This is a genomic window from Paraburkholderia sp. HD33-4 (assembly GCF_021390635.1).
In the GTDB taxonomy this organism is placed as follows: Bacteria; Pseudomonadota; Gammaproteobacteria; order Burkholderiales; family Burkholderiaceae; genus Paraburkholderia.
Genome location: NZ_JAJEJS010000002.1, coordinates 2,380,655 through 2,390,883, shown reverse-complemented (window position 1 = coordinate 2,390,883; position 10,229 = coordinate 2,380,655). Strand labels below are relative to the sequence as shown.

Sequence of the window (10,229 nt, the reverse complement as noted above, 5' to 3'; positions counted from 1 at the left end):
TCTCAGGTGGAGACGGAACTCAAGGTCGGTTCCTGCGGCTCGGTGACGCCCGTATCGCGCTCCCACCCCTCGTTCTCGAGCTTTAGGTGCTCGATCGCGACAGCGTTGGCATTCGCGTCGAGGTCGGGAAGTGCCTGGTACTCGGAGACCCAGCAGCGATAGATCTTGTAGGCGATCACCAGTTGGCCGGCTTCGTTATAGAACTCCAGGTAGATGTCCTTGCGGAAGTTGGCCAGCGATACCTCGGAGCCGAGCCCCGCATTGAAATTCCAGACGAGGCCCGCCCAGTCATGAAAGTTCTTGTCCTGCGTCAGGCCTCGCTCGAGCGTGATCGCCTCGTACTTTTGCCGCCCGGGTGACTTGTGGGCGGTCGACGGGTCGCCGCCGGAGCGATGCTCGACCACCTCGGTGGAGCGTTTGAGACTGCTCACCTTGCTGATGCCCGCGACATATACGCCGTCCCATTTGAGGCGGAATATGAAGTTCTTGTACGGATCCAGCCTCTGCGGATTGGCGGGAAAGATTGCCATCGCTCACCTCGTTCTCAGGAGCCTTCGTCGACGATCTGCTGAATCTGGATTACGACGAACTCGGCCGGATACAGCGGGGCAAAGCCGACGAGGATGTTCACGACCCCCAGGGCCACGCTTGCCGGCGGATTGTTCTCGCCGTCGCACTTGACGAAGTACGCCTGCTGCGGCGTCGTTCCGGCAAATGCACCTTGCAGGAAGAGCCCCTGCATGAAGGTGCCGACATTGAGGCGCACCTGTCCCCAGAGCGTGTCGTCGTTGGGCTCGAAGACCACCCATTGCGTACCGTCGAACAGGCTGGATTCGAGGAACAGGGCCAGCCGCCGGATCGGGACGTACTTCCACTCCGAGCCTGCCTGGTCATTGCCTGCGAGTGTGCGCGCGCCCCACACCACGTCTCCGTAAACCTTGAAGTGGCGCAGGCAGTTGATCGCCTGTGGGTTGAGGTTGCCGTTCTCCGCGTCGGTCAGCGTGTACTGCAAGCCCGAATTGCCACTGAGGCCCGCGTTGATCCCGGCCGGCGCCTTCCAGACTCCGCGGGTGGCATCGGTGGCAGCGTAGATGCCGGCCACGAAGCCACATGGCGGAAACAGCGCGGGACGGTTTCCGGCCAGCGGGTCGGGAGCAAGAATCCATGGGAAGTAGTAAGCCGAATTGCTCGCGTAGGTGCCCGTGATGCCGCCCTGAAGAACGCCGCCCACACCCGTGCCGACCGGCCCCTGGACGCCGAGTGTGGCGGGCGTGATGAATTCCGGGGCATCGACGATGAACAGCGCGCGCTTCTTGTTGCAGTACGGCTGCAGCGCCGAGATCGTTGTCGCGTCGGTCTCGCCGGGAATGCACAGCAGATTGAAGATGTCGACCCTGTCGAGCAGATAGACGCCCCCGGTGGCAGGCTGCGTCAGCGCGATCTCGAAGTTCTGATCGCTCGCGGGCGTGAGCACCGCGCCGTCCGCACCACCGCTAAGCGCAACGGGCGCAGTGGCCCCGGGCGCCGCCGTCGGCACCACGGGCGAACCGGTCAGTGGATTGACGAAGGTGATGTAGCTGGAATCGTTATCGACCACCGTCACCACGTAGCGTGGATCTGACGGCAGCGCCGACAGGTTGACGAAGCTCTCGAGCGTTGCGATCTGTCCGTTCACACCGACTTGCTGCACGAGCAGATTGAACCGGTTGGTGGTGTTCGGTGGCGGCTGAAGCGTCACGCTCACGAGCAACGTGTTGCCCCAGGCACCGGGATTCTGGGCGAACAGGGTGAGTGGAGCGCCGGCGCTCGAAGCGGTCACCGTGCCGCCTGGCACCGGCGCGATGAGCGGGGCGGAAGACGTCCACAACGCCGCCGCGGTGACGTCCTGCGTGGTCGAATTCGAGAGCGTCGCCTTGGCTGTTAGCGCGAGCGGTTGCCCGACCGTCAGGGAAGTCGCCGTGCTGGGGGGCGTGACCGTGACCTTGATCGATTCAGGAACTGCCGCGATCACCGTGACGCTTACCCCGGGTGAACTTGAGGAGACGCCCTGCCACTCAGCCGAAATCGTTTGAGGCGCGCTGGTGAGCACGGCACCCGTTACGAGTCCGCCCGGCGAGCCGGTCACGTCGGAAGGCCAGCTCCACGTCACGCTTCCTGTGAGGTCGGCCGAACTGCCGTCGTCGTACGTTCCCGTCGCCTTCAATTGCTGCGACAACCCGATCGCGACCGTCACGGTTGGCGGCGAGAGGCTGATGGATTTGAGCGTCGCCGCTGTTACTGTGACCGTGGTGGAAACCGTTAGCGAGTGATCACCCGACGTCGCCGTCAGCGTCGCGGTGCCGACGGCGTGGGGGAGGACGTTACCTGTTGCATCGGTGGTAGCTACCTGCGTGTTGCTCGACACCCAGCTCCAGTTCCAGTCGGCTTGCAGGAGTTGCACGGGCGGAGGGTTCGGCAGCACGCTCGATTTAATACCCCACACCTGTAACTGTAACGGTGTCGTGTCGGTTGATTGCAGCGTCGGATTCGCCGGGTAGACCGCCGCCGATAGCACGGCCGGTGGTTCGACGGTGAGGGTCGCGTCTTTGGAGGTCGGTGCACCGGCGAGGGACCAGGGAATCTTCGCGGTGATGGTCGCGGTAGCGGCCGTCGCACCGGCCGTCAGGAGGCCGGGGGTCAGCGGGTTGTTGCTGAACGCTGCGGGATAAGGAGTGGCTGAGCTAAAGCTCCAGCCGACATTTCCGGTAATGTCCTGGACACCGTTCGTGTAGGTCGCGGTTGCCGATAACTGCAGCGTCTCGCCCACCGCGACCGAGGGGGACGCGGGGACGATGTTCAGTGCCGTGAGACTGGCAGCGGTCACTTCGATATCGAGCGATCCGGAAATCAGACCGGATGTGGCGGTCACAGTGGCTGTGCCGATGCCCGCTGTGCCGACGCCCGCGGCGGTCACCACGCCGTTCGCGACCTTGATGATGGTTTCGTCGCTCGTGCTCCATGCGAGCCCGGAAAGCGCGGGACTCGTGCCGCCATCCGAGTAGGTTGGGACTGCCACGAGAGTGACCGTCGCGCCAATCGGCATGGGCGGCATCACGGCGGGCGCCCCCACCGGCTGGACGGCGATACTCGTCAGAACCGCAGGCCCGATACCCAGCGTGATGCTGCCCGATACCGAGCCGAGCGACGCAGTGAAGGTCGCCGTCGGATAGCCGATGTCTGTCGAGAGGGCCGTGGCACACGGCGCGGGCGTGCCGCTGGCCGGCGTCAGCGTACCGTCCCAGACGAGTCGCACGATATAGCACTGAGAGCCGCCGTTGGCGAAGAACTGGGCCACTGCATAACCGAGGTTGCTGCGCGAATCGAGGCCGCCGAACTGCGCTACGTACTCCGGCCAACTCTGCACGAGCGTTGCCGAGTCTACAGGCCCCTGGTCCGCCCAGCCGACGAACGCAGCGATCGACGTGGCCACGCCGGTGATAGTGTGAAGGCCACTTGGAATCTCTTCTATATAGACGCCGGGGTAGGTTAGCGTGGACATGGATCCATCCTGTTTGAGCGAAGCCCGGAAATGCCGCCGCCGCTATCGGTGCACTCGTCCACGTTTCGATGGAGCAAGAGTTCACTGAGCGTCACTCACCAAAGCGGTGCGCAATAATCTTTGAAATCAATAGGATCACTATCTAAAAAGAAAAAGTATTTTTTTGCTTCCTTGTACTTGCACCTGCAACGTCGAATGGATACGCGCGCCGACTAGTGTCTGGCGTATCTTGTCTATGGCGTAGGAATAAACGGTATGTCCGATTACTCTGTCCGTCGGCGTTGCGTCGTGTGACTGATCACGATACGCGATTCACCGATTGAAGACCAATGCGGCATCCGGATTGGAAGCCAGGAATGGCGATATTCAATACGAGGGCATCGTTCTGTAACGCAAGCAGCCGTTGATATTTCCGCACGCTTGGCGCTTGATGTTCATGCTCGTATTGAGAAGTAACATAGGATAGCTGCTCTATAAAGTAAAGGCCGTTCCGGGGAAGATGCTGGGCGATTGCGGCAAGAGGCTAACGCTTCGGGCATTGAGCACGATGATGCCCAGATACGCGATACCCCCCCCTCGGCATGCAACGGTCTCGACACGCCCATCTATCTGCATGGCGATGATGTCGTCATGACATCGCAAAGTTGAATGCGTCTTTCTCCGGCTTCGCCGGTATGACTCAAATCAGGATCGGACGTTTAATTGCGCCGATTGAAGGCGTGCCCGAAGTAGTGAGCGTGCTACATGCGCTAATCATGAAGCAGGAAGAACTTGTCGATAATGTTAGATATCCTTGGTGTATGAAGTAGATAATTTAGTTGGTGTATCTGTGCAAACCATTCGATGGGATGCAATTAATAACCAGCCTAGAACATTCGTTTTTCTTCGTGTGCGTTACCCCGCGTGGCCGAGTGCGCCCGGTGGAGTTGAGAACGCTAATCAGCCGCCGCATCTACGCATGGCCTTACGCTTGCCCGGATTTTCGGCTGTCAAGGATTAGTGCTATGCGGACCAATCATTGATATTCCGAAGAAGCGGCCGCGATTAGAGATCTTGGTTGACGAGCCATGGCCTATTCTCAACAAAAGCGTTATTTGTACTGGTTGCGATAGTGCGCGGCGGACGAATGAGAGGAAGGCATGGCAAATCTTCAACTCGACACCGACGAGATTCTGCGGACTCTCGCTGATCTGCCGTGCCCGCCAGGATTGCCCCTGCTGGGAAACCTGTTTCAGATGGCACCGGCTAAATTTCACCTGACTCTGGAACGATGGGCGGTGCAATATGGTTCGCCATTCAGGGTTCAACTCGGCATGATCCCGATGACAGTCTGGACCCAGGCGGATCTATTTCAGACTGTCATGCGTGAACGTCCGCACCTGTATCGGCGTTTTGCGCCAATGGAATCCGTCATGACGGAATCTGGCGGAGATGGACTTTTTTCTGCCGAAGGCGCGGCATGGGAACCACAGCGGCGGCTCATCATGCGAGCGCTATCCGTGTCCAATATCAAAGCTTTTTATCAGACACTGTCGGCGATTACCGAACGTTTCCTCACGCGCCTGCAAACCGCTGCACGGGAGCATAGAACGCTGGAAATGTTCGATGAACTCACGCGCTACACCGTGGACGTGACAAGCACGCTCTCCTTCGACGAAGACCCTCATACACTCGAACAGGAGCGTGCCGTGGTCCAGGAGCAATTGGCCTGAATAGCGTCGCGTTCGAGACGCAGAGCGGCCACTCGCCGAGAGACCTGACCGACGGTTCGTCGGCCAATCCCCCCGTTCGCGCCTTCCCCATTGCAGTCCGCCCCTGGTAGAAAAATGCAGGTCGGATTTTTTGCTGCGAACCGTGGCTGTGACGGGAATATCGATGGTTTCACACCCACCGAGTTCATTCGTTCTATTCTTTTTGGAATCGGTTTGCTAATGGAAGAGAGTAAATCCAGTTTATTGCGAGCGGACTGGCCGCCCCTGCCCGCCGGATGTATCGGACGAAGACAGCAATGTCTCAACCCTGCTTAATTCGAGATCGATGAGAACGGCAATTCGCCGACGCCAGTTTGCGAACGTCTGCAAAGGAGTGTGCAGCCGCCCCACAACTGCCGATCCCTGCCGATGATGACCTGTGGAAGCACATTGTGCAGCACCAGCAGTGAGCGGATGCGATTCATGTGGGCGATGCGTTCCTGACTCAGCCGGGCCAGTTCGCGGTGCGTGCGGCGAGCGTCTTCCTGCTCGGGCGTGTAGTTGCAGGGATCTTCTGCCTTTCGGCGACTGGCGCGTACATTGAACCCCATGGCACTGAACGGCCTTCCGTCTTTTTACCGGTTCACCGCGCGAAGCAGGGGTGCGCCGGCAAGCCGGGCGATGGAGTGAATGGCCTGATCCTGAATCTGTGCAAGCGGCAGATCGTCGGCAAACCAGTCATTGGCGATACTGACCAGCACATCGGGCCTCCCGATGAGAAGACGCAGTGTGGCCAAAGAAGAAGGTCCTCAAAGCAGATCGATAGCGCTGTTCGCCGGCCGTCGAAGACAACGTATGGCTGCGCGAGGCTGCCACGCTCGGCACTGACGGGTGCGCCGGGTCGCCACAGCCCGCCTGGCACCGGTTGGCGACTGTCGAATCGCGCCAGCGTAGCGCCTGCGACCATGGCGCTGTCCGTGTAGCGAAGTTCCCGGTTCCCAGGGAGAAGGTCTGTCACGTTGCCGGTTATGGGGAGGTCGACACCGAGAACAATCGTGTGACTGCCGGAGGCCAGGTGGGCCAGATACGGGGTCCACCAGTATTGCGTCGATGGCCGCCACAAGCCGACGGTCTCTTCCGGAAGGATGACCACGTTCGCGCCCATGTCAAACGCCTTCCCTGCTTCATGCATGGCAGCCTGAGACCGGGCAAGGAGTGCGTTGTAGTCCGACTGGTCGAACTTGCCAAACTGCGTGTCAATGGCGACCCACGAAGGCGGGGGCACCGGTTTTCGTTGGCAGACCTGTGCAATGCCGACTGCCTCCGTGAGGGCGAGAAGAACGGTGACTGCGCGACAGGAAGTCACGACGGCGCTTGCGGCTGCGAGTGCGACGAGTCCGAGTATCAGCCCGGCCAGTTGCCAGCCAGGAAAGAGGGCGCCTGCGACATGGAGGGGGAGACCCAGCCGATGATGCCAAGTGGTGGCACCGTGGTGACGATCGCGGCCGCTGCGGCGCGCCACACATGGTGGCACTGCTCGCCGCGTGGTTTGAAAAGGATCCAGGGCAATGCGAGCAGAATTGCCTGTGCCATCCGGAACCCCAAGCCGAGCATATACGCGGTGGTATCGAACTTCTAATGGAAGGGCGTACACAGGCCGTTTCGACTTCTCACTGACAGCGGGTGTGGAGACGAGGCGACGTGTGGTAACTGCAGTGGCGCGTTCAAGATCATTGGCACCGGTGAAGGCGTGTCAGAAAATAATCGGATTGCCGTTGTACATGGTGACAAGGTGCTATGCCCTTGTGGAAAGAACCGCGTCATCGCTGGCGGCGATGCCGGTTGCCTCATGACGGGAGAAAGTGGGCAAGCCAGTGCGCCTGGTCATGCGGGACGGACTGGCGCTTTGGCAGCCCAGTCCGCAGCGGCACGGTATGACGAACAGTTCACTCTTCACGATGCAAACGGCCGCGTGTTGTGCGACACGTATTACACGGTTCGTCTGCCGTCTGGTTCGTTCGTCCACGGCGCAACTGACAGTTTGGGGCGCACAAAACGCTACACAACCGGAAGCTCACAGACCCTGCGCGTTTATATCGGGCACAGGGAGGCGTAAATGTCCGGTATTTACTACGCAGCGGTCGAAGGCGATCCGCTGACGAGTGGCGAAGGCGGTGAGGCGTACGCAAGCGGTAAGGTGGGTACCATCACTGACGAAAGCGGACGGCCGCGCCGCATGGTGTTCATCGGAGACTATGCCTATTGCGCGAAGTGTAAAAGCACTGGCTCTATCACATACGGCGCTGGTGTTGGCGACCACAGACGTATCGTTGACCTTATAAATGGCGGCCGACTTCAGGCGGTTGGCGGCGACATTGTTCTTTGTAAATGTCCCGACCACCCGCGCATCATAGCGATATATGGACGTCGCTGGATGATCCACGATCGAGGCGACGCCGATCGAATCGTCGCGCGGTCTGGTCGCATCTGCGATCAACGGCACGGGCAGTTCCACATTCGCGACGCGCGCTACGCGCTACCTATCCGGATCAATTCAAGCTTCTCGACGGCATGGGAAAGGCGCTGGCGCACACGCATTACACAGTTCGCATGCCCACGGGCGAATTGAGACACGGCGTAATCAATTCACGGAGACGCACTGAACAGTATTAAACAAAAGGCGCGCAATCCATACGCGTTTATCCTGGTCGAAAACTGGAGACATAATGCCTGAAGCACTCGCAGCAGCAATAACAAACGTAAATCCAAATTCGTGTATAGAGGCTGGCTGTGACCGACACGGCAAGCCGTGGAATATATCCGATGATGGACTTCGCTTTATGGCTGTATGCGAAAGCGGTGTTTTGAACGGCGCCTATATGGGCATGCCCGTTGTAGATGGAATGATTCTGAAAGTTTACGTTGATAGCAAGGGGTATCCTACAGTGGCGTTCGGTCATAAGGTGATGCCATCAGATCACTTGCATGTCGGTGATACGATTTCCGTAGAACGTGCGCGTGAGTTTACAAGAAAAAATTTTGCCGAATGTGAGTCTGCGATTAATCGTCGTGTGGGTGTGTCCCTACATCAATACGAATATGATGCCCTGGTAAGTATGGCATACAATGCGGGCCCAGGAGCGGGTATTGCAGAACTGGTCGATAAGGTCAACACAGGGGATTATTCCGTGTTGCCGGTTTATATTCGCACCTATCGCGCCCGTGGGATCGAATGGCGACGCGCCCTTGAAGCGCGGCTATTTGGAACAGGAAATTATGATGCTCGACATGGCAGGGGTATTGACATTGAATAAATATCGGAAGTGCCTTTTGCTAGTGATAGCGCTTTGTAGTTTTCAGTCGATATTTGCCGATGAAGTTATCAACGATTCGAATTGCATGCAATACCTGGGGCGCGGCGGATTTGGAGATTTTGAGTGTTATGAGCATCATGCGGAATCCCTTGAAATTGACAATAAGAAACTGGCGGATTCAATTAAATCAGCGCATGGTATCAAAAGCGCGAGTAAGGTTGAGCTTGGCCGGTACATGCGCGCACAAGATGAATCGGTAAAGGCTTGCGATCTAACCTCTAAACTGGCGTATGATTGGAATATTGAGGCGCCTCCTAAAACACATGTGGATATGTACGATGTCATGGGGGCGCGCTGTCACTATTCGATTCGGAAACAGCAGAATAATTTTCTGCATGATCTCTATTCAATAAAAACGGGCGAATGACGGCGCCACATTTGTTAGGAATGTAACAGTCGCTGCTTCAGCGGGGCATTTCGTTGGTGCGATAAGCGCGCCTGTCTCTGCACCTGACGCTTATGAGCGAACAGCAGGCCTTGGCGGTACGCGTCGGAGACTCCACCGACAACCCGCAAGCCGCCCCATATCCGGTAGAAGAGCATTTCTGTCCGGGTGATCGACTAACGAGCCAAGACGGCTGCTAGTTCCGTGGCGCCCAGTCCCACTCGGAAGTCGGGGTTGATGGAATGCTAAAGTCACGCTCGCTCGCAACGACGGCAATCACCACCAATCCCACCTTCCAGCCTATCTATGTTTGCATTTCCATGGATCGCGATCTTCCTCGCCGCACCGGCGACGTGGACCACCACGTTTCGCTGGCTCGGCCTCGGCTTGCTCGCGATCGGATACGGCACTGCGTTGGCGAGCGGGCAACTCAGTCCATTGGCAAGCGTCGCTATTGCGCTGCTTGGCGTGGCCGCGTACTCGGTGTCGCCGGATCGTCAACGCTACGTTCGATACGCTGGTCATCTGCTGTTCGTCGTGGTCGCGATTGCGCTCAGCATGCATTGGCTGCCAGGCTTTCACAACCCGCGCGTGATCGGCCCCGTGCGTTTCACGCCGGATGCCGTGCCCTTCACGATGTACCTCAATTTCGACAAGCCGCTGATCGGCTTCTGGCTGTTGCTTGCGTTGCAGTGGCTCCGGCCGCGGCACGCGCTGCGTACTTCGTTGCTCGCCGGTCTCGCTGGTTGGCTGATCACGGTTGCGGCTTGCATGGCCGTGGCGTTGTTGCTGGGACTCGTGGGATGGGCACCGAAGCGGCCCGCCGACAGTGCGTTGTGGTTGGCGAACAATCTGTTTCTCGTCACGCTGACCGAGGAAGCCTTGTTTCGCGGCTATCTGCAAGGCGGTCTCACGCGGCTCTTCGCGCGCTGGAAAAGGGCGGACATGTTTGCACTCTGCGTGGCGGCCGCGCTGTTCGGCCTCGCACATAGCGCGGGCGGCTGGCAGTGGATCGTGCTCGGAAGCGTGGCCGGCATCGGCTATGGACTCGCATATCGATTCGGCGGATTGTCCGCGGCTGTGCTTGCTCATTTCGGGCTGAACGTGTTCCACTTTTTCTTCTTCACGTATCCGATGCTGCAGCCTGCGGGCAAACTATGAAGCGACGCGCGAACGCGAACGAGCAGTATCGAGGTGCGTTCGATGTTTGATATCGCGTCATCGTTTTGAGCTCGCTCGTG

9 protein-coding genes and 1 pseudogene are annotated in these 10,229 nt (G+C 58.8%); 4 read left to right on the top strand and 6 right to left on the bottom strand.

Going from position 1 to position 10,229, the window contains the following annotated elements; translation table 11 throughout:
• Positions 1–2: 2 nt before the first annotated feature.
• A complete protein-coding gene (locus L0U84_RS30770) occupies positions 3–530 on the bottom strand; it encodes a phage tail protein (protein ID WP_233855834.1) in 528 nt (175 codons plus the stop codon).
• A 14-nt stretch (positions 531–544) separates the two neighbouring features.
• The gene (locus L0U84_RS30765) at positions 545–3,538 is read right to left on the bottom strand and encodes an Ig-like domain-containing protein (RefSeq protein WP_233855833.1); all 2,994 of its coding nucleotides are present in this window, start codon (positions 3,536–3,538) and stop codon (positions 545–547) included.
• A gap of 1,139 nt (positions 3,539–4,677) precedes the next feature.
• On the opposite strand from L0U84_RS30765, the gene L0U84_RS30760 reads away from it, so the two are divergent.
• Entirely contained in the window at positions 4,678–5,250 is a 573-nt protein-coding gene (locus tag L0U84_RS30760; protein ID WP_233855832.1) for a cytochrome P450, read from the top strand.
• Positions 5,251–5,636: 386 nt separating this feature from the next.
• Here L0U84_RS30760 and L0U84_RS44265 read toward each other — a convergent pair.
• The 4 genes and pseudogenes from L0U84_RS44265 to L0U84_RS30740 form a co-directional block, all read right to left on the bottom strand.
• Positions 5,637–5,786, bottom strand: a pseudogene (locus L0U84_RS44265) (IS110 family transposase); the annotation flags it as partial.
• Between the two features lie 78 nt (positions 5,787–5,864).
• Entirely contained in the window at positions 5,865–6,026 is a 162-nt protein-coding gene (locus L0U84_RS30750) for a hypothetical protein (RefSeq protein ID WP_233855830.1), read from the bottom strand.
• A gap of 607 nt (positions 6,027–6,633) precedes the next feature.
• Positions 6,634–6,822 (bottom strand): hypothetical protein, encoded by a 189-nt coding sequence (locus L0U84_RS30745; RefSeq protein WP_233855829.1) that lies wholly within the window; start codon positions 6,820–6,822, stop codon positions 6,634–6,636.
• 481 nt (positions 6,823–7,303) lie between these two features.
• Positions 7,304–7,732, bottom strand: coding sequence for a hypothetical protein (locus L0U84_RS30740; protein WP_233855828.1), 429 nt, complete (start codon positions 7,730–7,732; stop codon positions 7,304–7,306).
• Positions 7,733–7,955: 223 nt separating this feature from the next.
• Here L0U84_RS30740 and L0U84_RS30735 point away from each other — a divergent pair, with 223 nt between their 5' ends.
• The 3 genes from L0U84_RS30735 (at position 7,956) to L0U84_RS30725 (ending at position 10,149) form a co-directional block, all read left to right on the top strand.
• Positions 7,956–8,543, top strand: a complete 588-nt coding sequence (locus tag L0U84_RS30735; protein ID WP_233855827.1) for a lysozyme — start codon at positions 7,956–7,958, stop codon at positions 8,541–8,543.
• Positions 8,509–8,970 carry a hypothetical protein gene (locus L0U84_RS30730; protein ID WP_233855826.1) on the top strand — a complete coding sequence of 154 codons (462 nt, stop codon included), beginning with the start codon at positions 8,509–8,511 and terminating at the stop codon, positions 8,968–8,970. Before L0U84_RS30735 ends, L0U84_RS30730 begins: the two co-directional genes overlap by 35 nt.
• A 324-nt stretch (positions 8,971–9,294) precedes the next feature.
• Positions 9,295–10,149 carry a CPBP family intramembrane glutamic endopeptidase gene (locus tag L0U84_RS30725; RefSeq protein ID WP_233855825.1) on the top strand — a complete coding sequence of 285 codons (855 nt, stop codon included), beginning with the start codon at positions 9,295–9,297 and terminating at the stop codon, positions 10,147–10,149.
• Positions 10,150–10,229 lie beyond the last annotated feature (80 nt).

Coding starts and splice junctions, on each gene's coding strand:
- L0U84_RS30765 (WP_233855833.1), bottom strand. CDS start 3,538: ATGTCCACGCTAACCTACCCCGGCGTCTATATAGAAGAGATTCCAAGT.
- L0U84_RS30770 (WP_233855834.1), bottom strand. CDS start 530: ATGGCAATCTTTCCCGCCAATCCGCAGAGGCTGGATCCGTACAAGAAC.
- L0U84_RS30735 (WP_233855827.1), top strand. CDS start 7,956: ATGCCTGAAGCACTCGCAGCAGCAATAACAAACGTAAATCCAAATTCG.
- L0U84_RS30760 (WP_233855832.1), top strand. CDS start 4,678: ATGGCAAATCTTCAACTCGACACCGACGAGATTCTGCGGACTCTCGCT.
- L0U84_RS30730 (WP_233855826.1), top strand. CDS start 8,509: ATGCTCGACATGGCAGGGGTATTGACATTGAATAAATATCGGAAGTGC.
- L0U84_RS30745 (WP_233855829.1), bottom strand. CDS start 6,822: ATGGCACAGGCAATTCTGCTCGCATTGCCCTGGATCCTTTTCAAACCA.
- L0U84_RS30725 (WP_233855825.1), top strand. CDS start 9,295: ATGTTTGCATTTCCATGGATCGCGATCTTCCTCGCCGCACCGGCGACG.